This is a genomic window from Bacillus sp. BS1807G30 (assembly GCF_040047675.1).
In the GTDB taxonomy this organism is placed as follows: domain Bacteria; phylum Bacillota; class Bacilli; order Bacillales; family Bacillaceae; genus Bacillus; species Bacillus altitudinis.
Genome location: NZ_CP157353.1, coordinates 2,430,151 through 2,450,211 on the forward strand (window position 1 = coordinate 2,430,151; position 20,061 = coordinate 2,450,211).

Consider the following 20,061-nt stretch of genomic DNA (forward strand, 5'->3'; position numbering starts at 1 on the left):
TCCTCCGTTTCTCTGCATCACATATCTCGTTCTTGCCTCAAACAAAGCTCAATCATGGACTCATGATTCGTCACATGAAATTGCGATATACTCATACATGGATAGTTTGCGTCATGAAACGCATTTAACGCATCCAAACTTGTTAATTTTCCTTTGAAATCAAAATATAAGATCACATCATTCTCTTCATGATCCGTTTGGAAAGTGACCGTTAAATGATTTTCAGTTTTTTGGCAAACTGATTGATCGAATATCGAAAACAACTCCCGTGATACCGTTAGCAGCTGCGATTCATATGCTGATAAGTCTCGGGTTTCACCAAGCACTTCATATTCTAGGGTGATAAAATGCGACTCCCAATTAAAGGTTAGAAAGTAATAGGCCAATTGGGGAATTTTTAAATTTGAGAGTTTGGATTCATGCTGTGCTTCAATGACCATTTCTTCTATTATTTCGAACACTCGGTCATATTTTTCTAATGTCAAGTTGCCTTTGATTAACTGCAATTTATTCATCCAGTCGTGTCTTGAACGACTAAGCAGATGGATCAATTCATTCGTTAATGCAACGTGAGTTAATTTTTCGTTTTGTTTACTTGGTATCTCTTCCATTATCGCACTCCCAATCGTTTGGTCTCTCTTTTAGGAGTCTTATCATCAATATGTCTCCCTGAATTATAACAGAGAAGACAGCTTAGAAAAACACTAGTTATGTGAGGAAAGGTTGTTTTTTCTGATCGTATAGGAGAAAATGAGGCAAAGTCAGCAAACATTCTTTGATATTTATGGAGTGCATCTTCTTTTATCATCTTCGGTACTACTTGTAAAAAGCGCAAAAGCTCCCTGAATAGTGAAAAAAACTCCAGTCAATGACCGGAGTTTTTAGCAATTATTGTGCCGCAGGATATACGCTCACTTTTTTACGGTCACGACCGAAACGTTCGAATTTAACTGTTCCGTCGATTTTAGCGAAAAGAGTGTCGTCGCCTCCGCGTCCAACGTTTTCACCTGGATAGATTTTCGTTCCACGTTGACGATAAAGGATAGAACCACCAGTTACGAATTGACCATCAGCACGTTTAGCGCCTAAACGTTTAGACTCAGAGTCACGTCCGTTCTTTGTAGAACCTACCCCTTTTTTAGATGCGAAAAATTGAAGATCTAATCTAAGCATGAAGTTCACCTCCTATTTTTTTGTAGATATTCTCACATAATCGTGATAATCTCGTTCAATTGTTTCTAAGGAAACGACCATGCCTTCTAAAAGCAACTGGGCTTTTTCAAAGGTGACTGGATCTGTATCAGCTGGCAGTTCAAAAGAGAAATACCCGCCTTCATCTCCAATATCAAGCAGTGGATCCATTCCTGTCAGTGCAATAATTGAATTGACTGACCCGAAAACAACAGCAGATACACCTGCACAAACGAGATCCTGACCTTTTTCAGCAAACTCGGCATGTCCAGTCATCTGAAAAGACGTAATGCTTTCATCTGCTGGCGACCGAGTAATGGTTGCTTTGATCATATCACTCACACGCCTTAAGCGTTGATTTTTTCGATAACAACTTTAGTGTAAGGTTGACGATGACCTTGTTTCTTGTGGTTGTTTTTCTTCGGTTTGTACTTGAACACAGTAATTTTCTTACCGCGACCTTGTTTTTCAACTTTAGCCGTTACTGTTGCTCCAGCAACTGAAGGGTTACCCACTTTGACAGTGTCTCCGCCGACAAACAATACGTTTTCGAAAGTAACTGTTTCACCTGCTTCAGCAGCTAGTTTTTCAACATAAACAGTTTGACCTTCTTCAACTTTTACTTGTTTACCACCAGTTTCGATAATTGCGTACATCTCTGCACCTCCTAATAAACTCAGACTCGCCGAATACAGGGGGCCAATAGGCACTTTACACCTGCTCCGCGCGGTTGTAGCACGGGTGCTACATATCCATAACATTAAAAAATATATCAAATTAGACGCTGAATGTCAATGTATTTTCACCATTAGTACGGCAAAAGAAGATCTTCCATGGAAGAGGTGGTTCTTCGATCTGAAAAATAAGCATGGAGCAATTCATTTTCATCGAGCTGGCTCATTTTCACACCATTCCGTTCGATAATAATGGGATGCTTACAGCCCCTTTGGAATCGCGCCATCACTTCATATATTTTCTCCTCAGCACTGGCTCTCAGCGGAATGAGTTTCTCTACCTTTTGCTCTTTTTTACCGTAATAACGTTCTAGTAAAAAACGTACCCTGATATAATGCCGCTGCCGGTGCTCCATCACAAGCGAGTAGGCTAAAAAAGTGAGCAGGATCCAGCCGTTAAATTGCAGCGGAGCAAAACAGAGTAACCCTGCTGTCAAAAGACCGAAAAAAATGAGTGAGCCTTTTATTGCAAGGGCATGTGCCTGTTGGAAAGGGTAAAAAACAGATAAGAGCAAAAAGAATAATTTTCCGCCATCAAGCGGCCAAATCGGCAAAAGGTTCACTAGAAAAATCGCTATATTATAAAAAGTAAACATCGTAAAGACGTCATATGAAATAAGTGAGGCTTCCATGAGAAGCCAGGCGACGAGCTGGAGCGGGACATGCTGAATCGGTCCGCATAAAATGACCGCCAGTTCTTCTTTTAGCGGACGGTTGCCATGCTCTTCTACTTCTACCGCCCCGCCAAATGGCAGTAAAAAAATCCGCAGAATCCGCCAGTGATAATAACAAGCAGCCGCTGCATGTCCAAGCTCATGGACACAGACGATGATGAGCAGACAAAGTAGCGGCTTAATTTGACCTGATAGCATGGCAAATGCCATGACTATCCAAAGGAGCGGGTGAACATGGACCTTTGTCAGCATGAGCAGCCATCTATTCAAAGGTCATCACCTGAATGGGATCAATAAACTGTTCATTTTGCTTAATGGCGAAGTAATATGTCCCCTTCCCTTGTTCATCAAGCGCAATTTGACCAATTTTTTCCCCCTTATCGACAAAATCGTATAAAGCCACATCAGCTTCTTTTAGTTGGCCGTACCAGCTGTAGCTGTTATCTGCATGCTGCACCACGACTGTAAGCCCTGTATCACTTTTCTTTTTCACTTCTACGACATAGCCTTCTTTCATACTATCGATGGCTTCAGCAGATGTTTCAACTTTGACTCCGGCACCATTTTGCGTGAAGGATTCCTGTACTTTTCCAGAGGCAGGGACAGCCAGTTCTTGATTGGCTTGTACGTCCTTTTGCCCTTCTTTTCTATCGGTTAAAAAGGCAAGTGGGTTTCCGACAGTTTTCTCAAACCACCGGTTGGCGGCGGCAAATTGAAAATCTTGTTCAAAGGTTTGACTGATCATCGGCTTCAGCTGCTGAAAAGGCCCCGCCTGTCCTTTAAATGAAATAGCGGCAATCAGTACAAGAGAGGCAGAAAGTAAACATTTAAGCACAAACGTATTGGAATGAAATAACGGATGGCGAAATTTTTTCGTTTGGTGAGACGTCGACTCGTAGGAAGCCGAGCCAGAATGCTTTTCTTCTTCTGTTAACATGACCCATGGCGGAATATCATCTTTCTTCTTGAAAGTTGCCTTCTTAGGGGCAGCAGCTGGCTGCTTCATTTTGCGGCGCTGCGCTATTTTCTTTCGATACTCGTCCACTCTTTTCATAAGATCACCCTTTACATACAAACAGTTTGTACATTTTATGTGGCGACCTCATATGATATGCAACAAAAAGACCGATTCTCATCGAATCGGTCTCATCTCACGTGAATCATTATGCTCTTACACCGAAAAATGCTTTCAGCTTTGCAAACATCCCTTTGTTTTCTTCTTCAAAGGATTGAAGAGGAACAGATTCACCTAGTACGCGGCGAGCAATATTGCGATACGCAATGGAAACTTTATTTTTAGCATCCATGACAATCGGTTCACCATTGTTTGAAGCCTTAATGACATCATCATCATCGGCTACAATGCCGAGAAGATCAATTGATAAATGATGGACAACTTCATCCACATCCATCGAATCGCCATTTTTCGCCATGTGTGTACGAATGCGGTTCACAATCAAACGAGGCGGTTCAATATCCTCTTGTTCCAGCAAGCCGATAATTCGGTCTGCATCTCTCACAGCTGAGATTTCAGGTGTCGTGACCACAATCGCTTTGTCAGCACCTGATACAGCATTTTTAAAGCCTTGCTCAATTCCAGCAGGGCAATCAATGACAACATAATCAAAGTCTTGTTTCAATGATTGAATTAATTCTTTGATCTGCTCCGGCTCTACCGCCGTTTTATCGCTTGTTTGAGCAGCAGGTAAAAGATACAAAAGATCCTCGAACCGCTTATCCTTCACAAGCGCTTGGTGAATCTTGCATCTTCCTTCTACTACATCGACTAGATCATAAATAATGCGGTTTTCAAGCCCCATCACGACATCTAAATTCCGAAGGCCGATGTCGGTATCAACTAGACACACTTTTTTTCCTTGAATTGCTAGTGCTGTGCCTAAGTTTGCAGATGTTGTTGTTTTGCCAACGCCGCCTTTTCCTGAGGTAATCACAATAGCCTCGCCCAATTTCACATTCCTCCCTCAAGCCTTGTCAGATTAGGTCTTATATGAGCCAATTGCTGCAGGCGTTCAATGATCATATTGCCATCTATATCTAAATAAGCACATTCCATTTCATTTCCATCTTCTTTTTGATCCGGTGCACGGTTAAACACTTGTGCGATGCGAAGCTGGGTTGGAATCATATGAGATGCCGCAATCACAGCTTGTTTGTTTCCATTACATCCAGCATGCGCTACACCTTTTAATGCACCGAGCACAAAAATATTCCCCCCAGCACGAATGGTTCCACCAGGGTTGACATCTCCTATTAATAAAAGATCCCCTTCGACATAAAGCACCTGTCCAGAGCGTACAATTTTTGCTACAGAAGTAATCTCAGCCTCTGCTTTTAAACGTCTCGCCTCTTCAGTTGACATGACGTCACTTTCAATAGAGTGAATGACGAGATGTTCATTTTCAGACACCGCTTCAGTTAAACGCGCCTCTTGATCCTCTGTTAAATATCGAAAACCAAGTTTAATATGCACATTGACTTTATGTCCTTCTCTTCCGTCTGTATATTGCTCAAGTAAAAGAACCTCTCGCAAGCCAGAAAGAAGGTCTTCAAACGAACAGTCATCATTTAACTGTAATGTTAATCCGTTTTTTGTACCTTTTATTGTCACATACTGCTGTTTTTGAGTTTTCAAGATGCTCACCTCAACAACATACTCATTTCGCCGTAATTGGACAAACTCCTGCTTTTATTCGTCGATCAGTCCTTGTTTCACATTGATGAAAAAGAGCCTAAGCGGCACAACAAGTATGAGAGACGCAGCAGTATTTAAAAGAATCGTTGGAATAAAGCGTTCGATGACATACGTATTAAAAGGCATAATACCTGGTTGAATCGTCGCTTGAACGCCGTACACATAAAACTCCATCACTGCAACAGCAATCATCGATAGAAAGACAACGACTAACATATTCGTTTGGAGGACTTTGAAGGCTTTTGCTAACAAATAGCAGAGCGCACCAAAACCAAACATATGAACACCAAGAATACCTGTATACGAAATATCATATAAAAGTCCAAAGATAAATCCATAAATCACACCATATTTTTGGTTCACAAAAGCTGTCATAAATACAAGTGCGAGTAAGATGAAATGAGGTGCTAAAATTTGATTGTCTGAAACAAATGGGAGCTTCACTAAATCGACAAAAATACTGTCAAATACGAAAATAAACAACATGACGAAAGCAAGAAGGACACGTTTCACGAGCCTTCCTCCTTCGTTAATTGAGATGCATCTGCCGTACTTGTGCTGCGATTCACAACAATCACGCGGTCTAAATTATTGAGTTCAGCAGCTGGTTCTACATAAATAATTTTTGTCAGTCCGTAATGGTCCGGCTCAATTTCGCTTACCTTCCCAATCGTCAAGCCCTGCGGGAATACGCCCCCTGCTCCAGATGTTTCAACAAGATCTCCTTTTTTGACATCCCCATCAGCATCGGATTTTAAAATGTTCATTGTCAGCATTTTTTTCTTGCTGTCATAACCGTTAATAATTCCATTGAGTTCTTCTTTGCCCTTTTTCGCAAAAATTTTCGTTGAAATTCTATTATTTTGATCTGTAGAGCTTAGCAACCTTACAGTCGACGTAAAATTGTTGAGCTTATCACTTTCAATTTTCCCAATTAACGCACCACTCTCATTGGTGACCGCCATATCTTTTTCAACGCCTTGTTTTTTCCCTTTATCAATCATGACAAAACTATCCCAAAGGGACGGGTTTCTCGCAATGACTGTTGAAAGAATGGGCGTGTAGTCACGAATAGAGTTCACATATCCGAGCTGCTTGCGAAGCTTTTTGTTCTCATCTTCTAGTTCTTGAAGTTTCGCCTCATATTGGGTTTGTCCATCAAGTTTTTTTCGAAGACGCTCGTTTTCATCATATGTGTTCTTTAAATCTTGTACGTTCCCATAAATACCGGCAATAAATTGTGATGGTTTATGAAAGACACCTTGAAAAAAGCCTGTCGTATCCCCCACTAATTTTTCCGGCCATGAAGCACCTCTGCCGCTTTTCACTGAAAAACCAATCATGGCCACCAGTACGATGACACAGACAAGGAGCAACATTAATCTTTTATTCATAAAAAACTGCGGCATGTCTTACACCTCTTTATTTACGCCCAATTATCGATTATCTTTAGATTTTCCTTTGAACAAGTGAATATGTTCTAGTGCTTTCCCTGTTCCGATCGCCACACAGTCAAGCGGATCTTCAGCAATAATGACCGGCATTTTTGTTTCATCACTAATGACTTTGTCAAGATTACGTAGCAATGCACCGCCGCCTGTTAACACAATTCCACGGTCCATAATATCTGCTGCTAGCTCAGGTGGCGTTTTTTCAAGTGTCATTTTGACCGCATCGACAATTGTTTCCACCGTATCGCGAAGCGCTTTTGCAATTTCTTCTGCCGTAATAGAGATCGTTTTTGGCAGACCTGTTAAAAGGTCACGGCCGCGAATGTCCATCTCATCATGTACGTCAGGCTGCGCAGAACCGATTTCCATTTTAATCGCTTCTGACGTGCGATCACCAATCATAAGATTATACGTTTTACGAATGTAGCTGCTGATCGCATCATCCATTTCGTCTCCTGCAACACGGATCGATTGAGATGTCACAATACCGCCAAGTGAAATAATGGCTACTTCTGTTGTACCGCCGCCAATATCTACAACCATGCTTCCAGTTGGCTCCCATACAGGAAGGTTAGCACCGATTGCCGCAGCAAATGGCTCTTCAATAGGGTATGCGTCACGAGCACCAGCTTGTCTTGTTGCATCAATGACTGCACGCTCTTCTACTGCTGTAATACCAGATGGTACACACACCATCACGTACGGTTTACGAGCAAAAAGCCCTTTACCTTTTAATGCTTGATTAATGTAATATTTCATCATTGTTGCTGTCGTCTCGTAGTCTGCAATGACTCCGTCTTTCATTGGGCGCAGTGCCACAACATTACCAGGTGTACGACCGATCATGTTTCTAGCGTCATTTCCAACCGCCACTATAGACTTCGTATCAGTTTCCAAAGCTACGACCGAAGGTTCTCTCACAACAATGCCTTTTCCTTTAATAAAAACAAGCGTATTCGCTGTTCCAAGATCTATTCCAAGGTCTTTTGTACCAATTCCAAACATATGTATGTATCTTCCTTTCTTAAACCAAAATTCCCTTTAGGGAAAAACTCATAAACTCTATTATATCGTAAAACATTGAAAAAAAAAGTGTTACAAATACCCTTTTTCCTTCAAACTCACAAATTTTTGATCACCGATCACTAGATGATCAAGCAGCTGTATTCCAATCAGCTTCCCACATTCAAAAAGTCGCTGTGTGACTTCAATATCTTCCCTGCTGGGCGTCGGATCTCCAGATGGATGGTTGTGCACACATATAAATGAAGCGGCCGAACGTTTAAAGGCCTCTTTAAAAATTTCGCGCGGGTGAACAATCGACGAATTTAGACTTCCGATAAACACAGTATGTTTATGAAGAACTTGATTTTTGGTATTGAGATAAAGACAAACGAAATTCTCCTGCGTCAAAAATCTCATATCTTCCATCACAAAATTCGCACCATCCTCCGGCGTACGGATCACATAACGATTGTCCGTCGTTTGATGGTGTAATCTAGTGCCGAGTTCTAAAGCAGCTAAAAGAGAGATCGCCTTCGCTTTTCCAACTCCTCGAATCTTTGACAATTCTTCAATCGAAGCTTCCTTCACAGAACGAAGACCACCAAATGTTTGTAAAAGTCTTGCGGACACTTGAAGAACTGATTCCTTTTTTGTGCCTGTTCTCAAAAGAATCGCGACAAGTTCATGGTTTGATAAGCTGCTTGGGCCATATTTGACAAATCGTTCGCGCGGCTTTTCATCATGAGGAAAATGCTTCAGCAACATAGGGAAATGATTCAAGATCTACACTCCTTTTTTGATTCCTTCCCGTCATCAAAAAGGGGTGATACCAAATGTTTCAAGCACTCTGACTGTTTTAGCAATAGGGAGTCCTACAACGGAAAAATAATCACCGTCTATTTTTTGTACAAACAGGGCACCTTTTCCTTGAATGCCGTAGCTTCCAGCTTTATCAAGAGGCTCACCGGTTTCAATATAGCGGTCTATTTCATCTTGTGTAAGCGGCCAAAATGTCACGTCTGTCTGTTCATAAAATGTTTCTTTTCTATTCTCTGATTGAATCGTGACACCAGTCAAGACTTGATGTGTCTTACCTGACAATAATTGAAGCATTGAGGCTGCATCTTCCTTGTCTTTTGGCTTTCCAAGACATTTGCCATCAATTGCAACAATTGTATCTGCACCAATGATCACAGCTTTGGGATGTATTTTTTGAATATCATTTGCTTTTTGTTCTGCCAACCATTGGACGTTCTCAGCAGGAGAAAGGTTTCGATTTATTTCTTCTTTTAAATCACTTGCTTGAATGTCATAAGAAAACCCTGCTAAATCAAGCAATTCTTTTCTTCTAGGTGATTGAGATGCGAGTATTAACTGGTTCATGTTTGTTCATCCTTTCAGGGTTTAGCCTAAGAAGTAAGATACCCATTCATCCTATCAAATGAACATCTTACCGACAATTGACGAAAATGCCATTTTCATGTTCCTACATCATTATGTTGGAAGCAAAAGAAAAAAACTAGTCATTTTTTGACTAGTTTGGCTGTTAAAAACATGATTTTACGTATTTAGTTGATCTAATAGCGCTTGCTGAGATTTCCAGCCATTTTCAGCAGATGGGTCATTTAAAAGCTGTACAGCTTTCAGCAAACTGCTTTTAGCTGGTGCGTCGGTTGTTTTGGCATTTTCAAGTTCAGAAATCAGCTGAGTGACTTCTTTTTGATCCACATCTTCTCCTGCAATCACCTTAGAGGATAAGACAGATGCCTTCTCTATTAAACCTGTCAGCTCATCCGGCACTTGAAACGAGAGCTCTTTTCCTCCCCATGCTTCAAAGTGCTGATCGATTAATTTTTTCCCAACGGCACTTGTCATGCCTTGTTCTGTGGCAAGCCCGGCAATCACATAATATCCATCATCCATTGATACCTTTTTACCTGCATATCCTGCCTCTTTTAAACTGTCAACTAAGTCATCTGCTCCTTTTTCAGAAGAAAACTTTCCAGCCTGCACCACAAAGGTTGAAAAATGACCTGATGCACTTTTTTCACCTTCATTGTCCTTTGACGTATCTGCAAGATCAGCCGGTGGTGCATCTCCCCCAGCTTTCGCCGAAGGCTCGCTTCCAGATGCTGAGACGCTGATATGATCTCCTCCTGATGGATTGGCAGACCCATCTTTACTTAAACTTAATGCAAATACACCGAGGCCTGTCCCTAGAACGACTGCAAACACAATCGTTGTCATCACTCGTTTGAAGGGACCGCGGTTTTTACTGAACTTCTGGTCAAAAGAACCTTTTTTCTTTTGATAAGGTGTGACGACCTTTGGATCCGAATGATAAATGTGATCAGCTGCATCGTCCCATTGAAAATCTTCTTCTTTCGGTTTGGATGGTTCCTCCTCGGAAGCGGCTGTCTCCTGTTCCGACTGCCTCTTTTCCTCCCAGTTCGAAAACGTCACTTGATCCTCTTGCTGTTTTTGAGGTTGATGCTCTTCTCCATGCAGCATTTCTTCCTTACCATTAATATTGACCTTTAACCCTTGTTTTTTTGCCTGCCTTTTTTTCACTGTCATTCCCCGCTTTCTGACATTGTTTGTAAGAAAGACCTTTCTGTCCAATGAAATAGCGCGAATGTAACCCGTCCTTCTTTCTGTTTCACACTTTAACATAGCCAATAAAAAAAAGAACAAGACTTTTGTCGGCAGGTTCAAAAAGTGTTCGCCAATTTTCTCATCCGAAAAAATCGCGATTTGGGCTTAACAGATCACCACAAAAAAGATAAAACCAGAAAGAACAAGCGATGGCAGGAACAAAAGGAAAGGGTTCATTTGCCTTGTAAGAAAACACCTTTGCGTAAACCATTCCCGTGACAGACGAAAGAAAAAGAATGATCAGAAACGGCTTAAATCCAAAGCAAAATGCCAGCACACCAAATAGTTTGACATCCGCTCCCCCCATACTATTTGGCTTGAAATGTTCTAAACTATAAAACAAAAGAAGACAAATAAGAAGAGATGCCGCTCCTTCCCACCAAATAAAAAGCGGTTCTAGCGTGCGGTATATGACGAAAAGAGGAAAAAAGAAGAGAAAGAGCTCGTTGGGTACTCTCATATAAAAAAGATCGCTCACGACAGCAATCACGAATAAACTACATAGACTCACAAGAAAAAGGCCCTCAAAAGAGAAACCAGCATATCTATAAACGAGGAAAAAAAGGCCGCCTGTCAACAGCTCAACCAGTGGATAAAGCAAAGAGAGCCGGGTTCCACAATGCTTACATGACCCTTTCAATACAATATAAGAAACAAGCGGGAGCATGTCGTGAAAAGAAAGCGGCTCTTTACAAGCTCCGCAGTGTGAACGAGGAAAAAGAATGGACCGCTTCATTGGAAGCCTCTCACCAACTAGATGAAAAAATGACCCCATGACCATGCCTGTGAAAAACATAAAAAAATCAATCAAATTAGGTGACTCCTTCCGGAAATAGAATAGACCGGATTGTACCATAGCGATTCACCTTTGATCACCTTGCGAAAAAGTGATTTTCCCCCTCTCCTACATATCAAAAGAAAAAAGACGCACACTGCATAGAAGCAATTTGCGTCTTTTCCTTACTGTAAAATACGACTTCGTACATCTGAGATAAAATAAAGGGAACCTGTCACCAGAATCATTGCTGAAGGGTCATCTCTTTTTTTCTGAATGAAGTCAAGTACTGCACGAGGGTCTTCATCAAACGATTTTGCTTCTAAATGACTGCAAGCATAAAGCTTTTCCGCTGACTCAGCTCTTGGAAAGTCAAAGGAAACAAAATGAATCGATGAACTAATCCTTTCAAGCTTTTCGATCATTTGTTTGTAAGGTTTATCTTTTAACGCACTAAAACATACATGAACCTGTTTACTAGAAAAATGAGCTTGTACAGTTTCAATTAAACGGTCCATTCCTTCTTCGTTATGAGCACCATCTAAATAAACAAGAGGCTGATCTTGGATCTTTTCAAATCTTCCAGCCCACACCGCTTGCCGAATTCCTTCATACACTTGCTCATTTAGCACATGGATATATCCTTCTTGCTCCAGCCATTCGATCAGTAGAACGGCAAGGGAGGCGTTCTGCCTTTGATGCGTTCCGATTAACCCTGTCTCTAGCTGCGAGTACTCCCTTTTTGGGGTAGTGAATGTGAAGCGTTCACCTGTTTCAGTCGGCTGCTGGTCCTTAAAGGTACAAGTATCATGTAACGAGATAAACGGCGCATTTTTTTCTTCTGCTTTGTGTTGAATCACAGTAAGAGCTTCCGCTTGATGAACGGCCGTGATCATCGGAATCCCAGCTTTAATAATGCCCGCTTTTTCTGCTGCAATCTGATCAAGTGTGTCACCTAAAATGGCCATATGATCGTGACCAATCGACGTAATTGCTGTTAAGATGGGCGCTGCCACATTTGTAGAATCAAGTCTTCCGCCAAGCCCTGTTTCCAAGAGGACAAAGTCTACTTGGTGCACATGGGCAAAATAAGCAAACGCACAGGCTGTAATGATCTCAAACTCTGTTGCTGCACCAAGCTCTGTATCATCTAATTCATCAACTAAAGGCTTGATGTCGTTCACCAAACTCAGCCACTCTTCGTCCAAAATCGGCTCCCCATTAACACTAATTCGTTCATTGAACGTTAAAATAAATGGAGAGGTGAAGGTTCCAACTGAATAGCCCGCTGACTGTAAAATGGATCGAGTAAATGCAATCGTTGATCCTTTTCCATTTGTTCCAGCCACATGCACCGCTTTTATTTTTTGTTCAGGATGGTCTAGTCTGTCCATCAGCCATTTCATTCGTTCAAGTCCCGGTTTGACACCGAAAGCGAGTCTGCTATGAATCCATTCAATGGCTTCATGATAGGTTGTAAACAATGTCATCTCTCATTTCATACGAAATTTTCAAAAAAGACGACTCCATTCCGTTAGGAGCCGTCTTTTCAACATTATGCTTTCAGCTCTTCAATACGCTTTTGAACAGCTTCGCGTTTTGCGACATAATCACGTTCTTTCGCACGCTCTTCTTCTACGACGCTTTCAGGCGCTTTTTTCATAAAGCCTTCATTCCCAAGTTTTTTCTGTACGCGCTCAACTTCTTTTGTCAGCTTATCAAGCTCTTTTTGCAGACGGGCAATTTCTTCGTCTAAATTGATTAAACCTTCAAGCGGAAGAATGAGCTCTGCTCCAGAAATAACTGCTGTCATCGCTTTATCACTAGCAGGAACATCCGTGCCAATTTCAAGCACACTTGGATTCGTAAAGCGTTCAATATATGAACGGTTCTTCTCTAAACGTTCCTGTACATCAGATGTGGATGCTTTGATATATAGCTCAACTTGTTTGCTCATTGGTGTGTTGACTTCACTGCGAATGTTACGAACAGAACGAATCAGTTCAACAAGCAGTTTCATATCAGCAGAAGCTTGTTCGTTGGAAAGCTCCGGCTTCACTTCAGGCCATGCCGCTACAGTAATGGACTCACCTTCATGAGGTAGATGCTGCCAGATTTCTTCTGTTAAGAACGGCATAAACGGATGAAGAAGTCTCATCGTTTGATCTAATACATACGCAAGGATCGAACGAGTCGTTTTCTTCGCTGCTTCATCTTCTCCATAAAGCGGAAGTTTCGCCATTTCAATGTACCAATCACAGAAATCATCCCAAATGAAGTTGTATAAATGTCTGCCCACTTCACCGAATTCATACTTGTCAGCAAGCTGTGTGACACTTTCAATCGTTTCATTTAAGCGTGTTAAAATCCATTGATCAGCAACTGATTTTTCTCCTGTTAAATCAAGCTCATCGTACGTTAAACCATCCATATTCATGAGAGCAAAACGGGATGCGTTCCAAATTTTGTTCGCAAAGTTCCAAGTGGATTCAACCTTTTCAAAGCTAAAACGTAAATCTTGACCTGGAGAGCTTCCAGTCGCTAAGAAATATCTCAATGAATCCGCTCCGTACTTGTCGATGACTTCCATTGGATCAATTCCGTTGCCAAGTGACTTACTCATTTTACGCCCTTGTTCATCGCGAATAAGACCGTGAATGAGGACATCTTTAAATGGTTTTTCTCCTGTGAATTCAAGACCTTGGAAGATCATACGGGATACCCAGAAGAAGATGATGTCATAGCCTGTAACAAGCAGGTTTGTTGGATAGTAGCGCTTGAAGTCTTCACTATCTGCATCCGGCCAGCCCATTGTAGAGAAAGGCCAAAGCGCTGAACTAAACCATGTATCAAGCACATCGTTATCCTGTTCCCAGTTCTCTATATCTTCTGGCGCTTCTAGTCCGACGTATACCTCTTTCGTTTCTTTATGGTACCAAGCTGGAATGCGGTGTCCCCACCATAGCTGACGAGAAATACACCAGTCACGGATATTTTCCATCCAGTGTAAATACGTCTTTTCAAATCGGTCTGGAACAAATTGAACTTGCTCATCACCTTTTTGCAGATTGATGGCTTCATCTGCGAGCGGCTGCATTTTCACAAACCATTGTGTTGATAAATATGGCTCCACTACAGCGCCACTGCGCTCACTGTGACCAACTGAATGCATGTGGTCCTCAATTTTGAACAAAATGCCTTCTTCTTGAAGATCTTTCACAAGCTGTTTACGACATTCGAAGCGGTCCATTCCTTTGTATTGAAGTGCGTTTCCATTCATTGTGCCATCTTCATTCATCACAAGAATGCGCTCTAGGTTATGACGGTTTCCAAGCTCGAAGTCATTCGGGTCATGAGCCGGCGTAATTTTTACAGCTCCTGATCCAAATTCCATATCGACATAGTCATCCCCGACGATTGGAATCTCTCGGCCTGTAATTGGTAAAACAACTGTTTTCCCAATCAAATGCTGATAGCGTTCATCTTCAGGATGTACAGCGACTGCCGTATCTCCCAGCATCGTTTCAGGTCTTGTTGTCGCAATTTCAATCGAACCTGATCCATCTGCAAGCGGATATCTCAAGTGATAAAACGCACCTTGCACATCCTTGTAGATGACTTCAATATCAGAAAGGGCCGTTTTTGTTGCTGGGTCCCAGTTAATGATGTATTCTCCGCGATAGATCAATCCTTTTTCATACAATTGAACAAACACTTGGCGGACTGCTTTATTCAAGCCTTCATCTAATGTAAAACGCTCACGCGAATAGTCTAGACCTAGACCCATTTTCGCCCACTGGCTACGAATAAAATCGGCATACTCTTCTTTCCACTTCCACGTTTCTTCTACAAATTTTTCACGTCCAAGATCATAGCGGCTCACACCTTCTTCGCGAAGCTTCGCCTCTACCTTGGCTTGTGTTGCAATACCCGCATGGTCCATTCCTGGCAGCCATAAAACATCATAGCCCTGCATCCGTTTCATACGAGTCACGATGTCTTGAAGGGTTGAATCCCAAGCATGCCCTAAGTGTAATTTTCCTGTCACGTTTGGTGGAGGAATGACGACTGTATATGGATCTTTCGTTTTGTCATTTTGTGCTTCGAAGAATTTCCCTTCAAGCCAGTACGTATAGCGGTCTTTTTCAATCGCATTTGGATCGTACTTTGTTGGCATTTCTTGATTATTTGTTTCCATTTGTGTTACCTCCACATTTTTTCGGCTGATGAAACATAAAAAAAAGCCTTCTCATCCTTATAAAAGGACGAAAAAGCTTTTTCGCGGTACCACCTTTTTTCACGAAACACTTAGACGTGTCCCGTACTCTCTAAAGGATAACGGGGATCTCCCGAATTTCTCTACTACATGTTTCAAGAAATTAAGCTCACAGGCGACCTTCCAAACAAGTGCATCCTAGAAAACCTTTCAGCTATTGGTTTCCCTCTCTTTAGGGTCTTGCTCGTACTCTTCCTGATCCACGCTTACGATATATCACGTTCATCAGCTTATACTCATCTTTTATTAATATTACTAAATGCCTTTTGTTTTCGTCAATCATCTTTTCCGCTTTTCTTCTTCTTTATACAAATTGGGCAGGCACCCTTTGCCTCTTTGCCCATATGATAATAACAAAATAAAGAAGGAGGGCGTTTTATTTTGAAAAAGATCAATCCTTACACACTCCCCCCATGGCTTAGACAAATTCGGGCAGTTGCCTCCCAAGTCGTTCTCCCGATTGCCATATTTCAAGGCTTTCGCACGATCATTTTTCCCACAACATTTGACGTCCTCATCTTAGGAATTCTCATATTTCTCGCCTGTGCCTTTCATCTTGATTGGTTTTAAGAGAGCTGAAAGCTGCAGGCTCACTCTTATGTATCGATTACCCCATATTAGACATTTGACAGCAAACAACCTCGTCACTCTTCTGATGACGAGGCATTTTGTTCTTCTTCAAGGCGTCTAGCTTGCTCAATTTCGTGTATTTTCATGACGGTCGGCTCAGAATTTTTCATTTGCCAATACGCCCTTAACAGCTCCTGACAACTTTCCATCTCATCCTGTCCGCCTGCTTCATAGGCTTTCACCGTATCAAACAAACCCTGCGGATAAGCGAGGTAACTCAAGAACAAATGAATCTCTTCCTCACGAAGTTTATTTCCCTTTTGATACGTATAAAACAAAGATGTGCATTCAGGACAAGGAGTAGGGTAGGTTTTGAATGTACGATAGTAAAAGGTCAAAAGGTCATAAATGGGGGCAGCCTTTTTGGACCGCTCAAAATTGGTGAAATGTCCTGTACCTACATCATTGTACAAAAAGTGATGGATCGACAATTGTCCATGGTTTAACACAATACGTGTCGTCTCTTGGTCTTTCATTTCCTCATGCCAATCCTCTAAACGTTCAAGTGCAAATTCACTTGCAGACATCGCTTCTGAAAAATACATAGCAGCAGCCAGCTCAAATGGCGACATATACCATGTTTGTTCTGCCCGCTCGATAAATCGTTCATACATGTCTTTCTCTGTTTCCCATTTGCTTTTCATTTGGGTGTAGTGAGCTTCTATTTCCTGCTCAGTAATGTCCATCATGACTTCTGTTCGTTTATGAAGTCTTGCAATCTCTTGAAATAAATATTCATGTTTATCGTCCTGCTCTTCTCTCTTTTCATTCGTCAGCCATGGCATAAGGTAATACGTGTACTGGCTTTCTCGTTGATTTGAGAAAAAGGAACCGCTCTTCGTGCGATAAATCGGCACAAAGGAGCGATAGCCTTTTGATTCTAGTTCAAGCATTTGCTCTGTAAATTGCATGTGTCGATGGGGTTTTACTCGCTTTAGTGCAAATACGCCCTGCTTTGTATACACTCTAACGACAGCTGGACTGACAGGTTCGATATATTCAGCCTCAAGCCCATATTCGTATAGGACAGATTGGATTTCATCCACGTTCTCTCACCACATTTTCTCGGTCCATCATCTCATACTATGCATTGCTTTTTTGATATTCAGGAATATAAAGAATCTGCCCTTCTTCAAGCTCTGCATCCACCGACAATGAATTCGTTCGAAGGAGCTGCTGCACATTCAACTGATATCGCTCACAAATACGATCGACCGTATCTTCTTGCTGAACTATACATATTTTCATGCGAGAAAAATCTTCCTCCTCCTGCTTAGCGAACAGCTTCGTTAAATAAAGAGAATTCTCACTGCCAGACGCTTCTCTCTGGTCATGTTCAAACTCCTCAGCTTCTTGAGCTGATTCATACACCTTTGGTGCTTCACGTTCATATAATCGTTCGAACTGATAGCTGTCATCCCGCTCTTCCTGCGTCTGTTCCATCTGATAAGCAGGTGATTCAAAGGCTGGATAAGCTGGCGGCTCTTCTTCTTCCTTGCTCTCTGCTTCAGGGTCTTTCCTCACTTCCACCTCAAAGAACGTATCATCCCGCTCCTCTTCTTCTAACAGCTTAGGCGGGTCAAAGAATGGCGGCTCTTGTACTTGAGCTTCTGGGAAGGAACGATACCCAAGCGCCACGGCTTCTTCTTCCTCATATTCCTCCTCTTCTTCTGCTTCTTCCACCATCACCGTCTCGATGTCTATTTCATCCTCTTCTTGTTCAGTTCGCGCTTCATGTTGCAAAACGGCCTGCTGTTCTGCATTTTCTTCATGCTCTTCACGTGGCAGCATTTCTTGCTCTTCATACTCAGACTGCGCCTGATATTCATAAGTGACATCGCCATATTCCTCTTCAGCACGATGGACAAATTCATATGGCTCTTCTACAAGCGGTTCAGGCGTTCCTTCATCTAACAGACCTTCAATGGCCAAATCAGCCTGAATCGTGAGCAAACGGCTTTCTGTCAGCTGGTAATCAAATGCATCAATAAACACAAATACATCATTTAAATGACTAATTTTGTTCTTGGGGATCGTGATATCCACCGGAAATTGATGCAGCAGCTCAGCCGTTCCGTCCTCTCTTACCTTCACCTCATCAGCCTGCCTGTATGATGCATAGGAACTGGATTCACCCATTAGCTCCTCTTGATTTATGTTGTATTCTCCTGTTAGCTCGAGTGAACCTCTAATGGAAACATAATCATTCACTTCTTGAACGAGAATATCAGGATCGAGAGAAATTGACAGCAGCTCACTGACTTCCTGTCCGTTTTTGAAATAAATGGACTCTTCTACCGAAAACTGTAATCGATTGTTTTGAGACAAGTCGGTGTCCTCCTTTCATCTAATCCTTCAAAATAAAATTAGATGTCAATACAGGTGTATGAAAGAGGCGGTGAAAATATGATTGGTTTTATGCAAAGCAAAAAGCCGATATGTCTCCATATCGGCTCAGCGTGTAGACAAACCCTCGCATTCGATGTCAGTCCTGCGCGCTGGTGCTCACGAATGTCAAATTCGCTCCGCTCCAGTACTCGTCCTTCCTAGACTGCAAAGGTTTTCTTTCACGCTGAAAAAAAGACAAAGGGCTAAAATAAAGTTCATTTTAACCCTTTGTCAACGATCTAAGCCGATATGTCTCCATATCGGCTTTTGGTTACTGAGCTAATTTTTGAAATACCTTTTCAACTGTCTCAATCGTATACTCGATGTCTTCATCCGTATGAGCAGTTGATAGGAACAGCCCTTCGAATTGTGAAGGTGGAAGGAAGATGCCGTGATCAGCCATTTCCTTGTAGAATTCAGCGAATAAAGCGAGGTCAGCTGTTTTCGCTGTATCGTAATTGACGACTTGTTCGTTTGTAAAGAAGAATCCAATCATGGAACCTGCACGGTTAAATGTTAGTGGAATCCCATGTGCTTTCGCCGCTTTTGAAATGCCTTCTTCCAAACGATCTCCTTTGCCTCTAAACTCTTCATAAGACTCAGGTGTCAGCTGTTTTAATGTTTCAAGACCTGCTGTCATCGCAAGCGGGTTACCGGATAACGTTCCTGCTTGATAAATCGGGCCGCTTGGCGCAATTTGTCTCATAATGTCCGCTCTACCGCCATAGGCACCAACTGGCAGACCGCCTCCGATGACTTTACCAAGACATGTCAGATCAGGCGTAATGCCAAAATAGCCTTGTGCACAATGATAATCCACACGGAAGCCTGTCATGACCTCATCAAAAATGAGTAAAGAGCCATATTGCTCAGTGATGTCTCTCAATCCTTGCAAGAAACCTTCCTGCGGAGGGACAACACCCATATTTCCTGCAACTGGTTCTACAATGACACCTGCAATGTCGTCTCCAAATTCTTCAAAAGCGACTTTGATGCTCTCTAAATCATTGTATGGAACAGTGATCGTATTGCTTGCTGTACCTTCAGGGACACCAGGGCTATCCGGAAGTCCAAGCGTTGCCACACCCGAACCAGCTTTAATAAGCAAAGAATCACCGTGGCCATGATAACAGCCTTCAAATTTCACAATTTTGTTTCTGCCTGTAAAACCACGTGCTAGACGAAGCGCACTCATCGTCGCCTCTGTTCCAGAGCTGACCATACGAATGACCTCAATAGAAGGAACTCGTTCTGATACAAGCTTAGCTAATTCATTTTCAACTAAAGTAGAAGCACCGAAGCTTGTACCATGTTCAGCTACTCGTTGAATACTTTCAACCACACGGTCATTTGTATGCCCTAAAATAAGCGGTCCCCACGATAAGACATAATCAATATATTCATTTCCGTCAATATCGTATATTTTTGCGCCTTTGCCTCGTTCCATAAAAATCGGGTCTGTATTGACTGATTTAAATGCGCGCACAGGGCTGTTCACACCACCCGGCATTAACTGCTGCGCTTCTTTAAATGCTTGCTTTGACTTTTCATAGCTACGTCCCATTTCAA

General features: G+C 42.0%; 21 protein-coding genes and 2 other annotated features. Of the genes, 1 reads left to right on the forward strand and 20 read right to left on the reverse strand.

Going from position 1 to position 20,061, the window contains the following annotated elements; all coding sequences use genetic code 11:
- Window positions 1-17: 17 nt before the first annotated feature.
- The 17 genes from ABG082_RS12540 to ABG082_RS12620 form a co-directional block, all read right to left on the reverse strand.
- Window positions 18-611, reverse strand: a complete 594-nt coding sequence (locus tag ABG082_RS12540; protein ID WP_348936154.1) for a sporulation initiation phosphotransferase B — start codon at window positions 609-611, stop codon at window positions 18-20.
- A 277-nt stretch (window positions 612-888) separates the two neighbouring features.
- Complete coding sequence (gene rpmA / locus ABG082_RS12545; RefSeq protein WP_003216586.1) at window positions 889-1,173, reverse strand: 50S ribosomal protein L27; 285 nt, start codon at window positions 1,171-1,173, stop codon at window positions 889-891.
- A gap of 12 nt (window positions 1,174-1,185) precedes the next feature.
- Window positions 1,186-1,524, reverse strand: a complete 339-nt coding sequence (locus tag ABG082_RS12550; protein WP_007501524.1) for a ribosomal-processing cysteine protease Prp — start codon at window positions 1,522-1,524, stop codon at window positions 1,186-1,188.
- Window positions 1,525-1,538: 14 nt separating this feature from the next.
- Complete coding sequence (gene rplU, locus ABG082_RS12555) at window positions 1,539-1,847, reverse strand: 50S ribosomal protein L21 (protein ID WP_003216781.1); 309 nt, start codon at window positions 1,845-1,847, stop codon at window positions 1,539-1,541.
- Between the two features lie 12 nt (window positions 1,848-1,859).
- Window positions 1,860-1,933, reverse strand: a sequence feature (ribosomal protein L21 leader region).
- 66 nt (window positions 1,934-1,999) lie between these two features.
- A complete protein-coding gene (locus tag ABG082_RS12560; RefSeq protein WP_348936155.1) occupies window positions 2,000-2,869 on the reverse strand; it encodes a M50 family metallopeptidase in 870 nt (289 codons plus the stop codon).
- The gene (locus ABG082_RS12565; protein WP_047947115.1) at window positions 2,862-3,653 is read right to left on the reverse strand and encodes a M23 family metallopeptidase; all 792 of its coding nucleotides are present in this window, start codon (window positions 3,651-3,653) and stop codon (window positions 2,862-2,864) included. The genes ABG082_RS12560 and ABG082_RS12565 overlap by 8 nt, the downstream gene beginning before the upstream one ends.
- A 109-nt stretch (window positions 3,654-3,762) precedes the next feature.
- Entirely contained in the window at window positions 3,763-4,566 is an 804-nt protein-coding gene (gene minD / locus ABG082_RS12570) for a septum site-determining protein MinD (RefSeq protein ID WP_017358134.1), read from the reverse strand.
- A 2-nt stretch (window positions 4,567-4,568) separates the two neighbouring features.
- Window positions 4,569-5,252, reverse strand: coding sequence for a septum site-determining protein MinC (gene minC, locus ABG082_RS12575; protein WP_007501533.1), 684 nt, complete (start codon window positions 5,250-5,252; stop codon window positions 4,569-4,571).
- A 54-nt stretch (window positions 5,253-5,306) separates the two neighbouring features.
- Window positions 5,307-5,825 (reverse strand): rod shape-determining protein MreD, encoded by a 519-nt coding sequence (gene mreD, locus ABG082_RS12580; RefSeq protein WP_008342803.1) that lies wholly within the window; start codon window positions 5,823-5,825, stop codon window positions 5,307-5,309.
- Complete coding sequence (gene mreC / locus ABG082_RS12585) at window positions 5,822-6,721, reverse strand: rod shape-determining protein MreC (RefSeq protein WP_007501536.1); 900 nt, start codon at window positions 6,719-6,721, stop codon at window positions 5,822-5,824. Before mreC ends, mreD begins: the two co-directional genes overlap by 4 nt.
- A gap of 27 nt (window positions 6,722-6,748) precedes the next feature.
- Window positions 6,749-7,768 carry a rod shape-determining protein gene (locus tag ABG082_RS12590; protein ID WP_007501538.1) on the reverse strand — a complete coding sequence of 340 codons (1,020 nt, stop codon included), beginning with the start codon at window positions 7,766-7,768 and terminating at the stop codon, window positions 6,749-6,751.
- A 90-nt stretch (window positions 7,769-7,858) separates the two neighbouring features.
- Complete coding sequence (gene radC, locus ABG082_RS12595; RefSeq protein ID WP_026050121.1) at window positions 7,859-8,533, reverse strand: DNA repair protein RadC; 675 nt, start codon at window positions 8,531-8,533, stop codon at window positions 7,859-7,861.
- Window positions 8,534-8,581: 48 nt separating this feature from the next.
- Window positions 8,582-9,151 (reverse strand): Maf family protein, encoded by a 570-nt coding sequence (locus ABG082_RS12600; RefSeq protein ID WP_007501543.1) that lies wholly within the window; start codon window positions 9,149-9,151, stop codon window positions 8,582-8,584.
- 177 nt (window positions 9,152-9,328) lie between these two features.
- On the reverse strand, window positions 9,329-10,522 hold the full coding sequence (locus ABG082_RS12605; RefSeq protein WP_336619535.1) for an SPOR domain-containing protein: 1,194 nt from the start codon (window positions 10,520-10,522) through the stop codon (window positions 9,329-9,331).
- Window positions 10,503-11,234, reverse strand: coding sequence for a prepilin peptidase (locus ABG082_RS12610; RefSeq protein WP_336619531.1), 732 nt, complete (start codon window positions 11,232-11,234; stop codon window positions 10,503-10,505). The genes ABG082_RS12605 and ABG082_RS12610 overlap by 20 nt, the downstream gene beginning before the upstream one ends.
- Window positions 11,235-11,383: 149 nt before the next feature.
- Window positions 11,384-12,688 (reverse strand): folylpolyglutamate synthase/dihydrofolate synthase family protein, encoded by a 1,305-nt coding sequence (locus ABG082_RS12615; protein WP_282833775.1) that lies wholly within the window; start codon window positions 12,686-12,688, stop codon window positions 11,384-11,386.
- Between the two features lie 65 nt (window positions 12,689-12,753).
- Window positions 12,754-15,396, reverse strand: a complete 2,643-nt coding sequence (locus tag ABG082_RS12620; RefSeq protein ID WP_025207725.1) for a valine--tRNA ligase — start codon at window positions 15,394-15,396, stop codon at window positions 12,754-12,756.
- Window positions 15,397-15,456: 60 nt separating this feature from the next.
- Window positions 15,457-15,686: a binding site (T-box leader), on the reverse strand.
- A gap of 166 nt (window positions 15,687-15,852) precedes the next feature.
- Between ABG082_RS12620 and ABG082_RS12625 the strand changes: the two genes are divergently transcribed.
- Window positions 15,853-16,044 carry a hypothetical protein gene (locus ABG082_RS12625; protein ID WP_024718406.1) on the forward strand — a complete coding sequence of 64 codons (192 nt, stop codon included), beginning with the start codon at window positions 15,853-15,855 and terminating at the stop codon, window positions 16,042-16,044.
- 74 nt (window positions 16,045-16,118) lie between these two features.
- Here ABG082_RS12625 and ysxE read toward each other — a convergent pair whose 3' ends face one another.
- From ysxE to hemL, 3 genes are all read right to left on the reverse strand, one after another.
- Complete coding sequence (gene ysxE, locus ABG082_RS12630) at window positions 16,119-17,150, reverse strand: spore coat protein YsxE (RefSeq protein ID WP_148943546.1); 1,032 nt, start codon at window positions 17,148-17,150, stop codon at window positions 16,119-16,121.
- 37 nt (window positions 17,151-17,187) lie between these two features.
- Complete coding sequence (locus tag ABG082_RS12635; protein WP_007501553.1) at window positions 17,188-18,432, reverse strand: LysM peptidoglycan-binding domain-containing protein; 1,245 nt, start codon at window positions 18,430-18,432, stop codon at window positions 17,188-17,190.
- 331 nt (window positions 18,433-18,763) lie between these two features.
- Entirely contained in the window at window positions 18,764-20,056 is a 1,293-nt protein-coding gene (gene hemL, locus ABG082_RS12640) for a glutamate-1-semialdehyde 2,1-aminomutase (RefSeq protein ID WP_348936156.1), read from the reverse strand.
- Window positions 20,057-20,061 lie beyond the last annotated feature (5 nt).

Coding starts and splice junctions, on each gene's coding strand:
- ABG082_RS12540 (WP_348936154.1), bottom strand. CDS start 611: ATGGAAGAGATACCAAGTAAACAAAACGAAAAATTAACTCACGTTGCA.
- rpmA (WP_003216586.1), bottom strand. CDS start 1,173: ATGCTTAGATTAGATCTTCAATTTTTCGCATCTAAAAAAGGGGTAGGT.
- ABG082_RS12550 (WP_007501524.1), bottom strand. CDS start 1,524: ATGATCAAAGCAACCATTACTCGGTCGCCAGCAGATGAAAGCATTACG.
- rplU (WP_003216781.1), bottom strand. CDS start 1,847: ATGTACGCAATTATCGAAACTGGTGGTAAACAAGTAAAAGTTGAAGAA.
- ABG082_RS12565 (WP_047947115.1), bottom strand. CDS start 3,653: ATGAAAAGAGTGGACGAGTATCGAAAGAAAATAGCGCAGCGCCGCAAA.
- mreC (WP_007501536.1), bottom strand. CDS start 6,721: ATGCCGCAGTTTTTTATGAATAAAAGATTAATGTTGCTCCTTGTCTGT.
- ABG082_RS12590 (WP_007501538.1), bottom strand. CDS start 7,768: ATGTTTGGAATTGGTACAAAAGACCTTGGAATAGATCTTGGAACAGCG.
- radC (WP_026050121.1), bottom strand. CDS start 8,533: ATGTTGCTGAAGCATTTTCCTCATGATGAAAAGCCGCGCGAACGATTT.
- ABG082_RS12600 (WP_007501543.1), bottom strand. CDS start 9,151: ATGAACCAGTTAATACTCGCATCTCAATCACCTAGAAGAAAAGAATTG.
- ABG082_RS12615 (WP_282833775.1), bottom strand. CDS start 12,688: ATGACATTGTTTACAACCTATCATGAAGCCATTGAATGGATTCATAGC.
- ABG082_RS12620 (WP_025207725.1), bottom strand. CDS start 15,396: ATGGAAACAAATAATCAAGAAATGCCAACAAAGTACGATCCAAATGCG.
- hemL (WP_348936156.1), bottom strand. CDS start 20,056: ATGGGACGTAGCTATGAAAAGTCAAAGCAAGCATTTAAAGAAGCGCAG.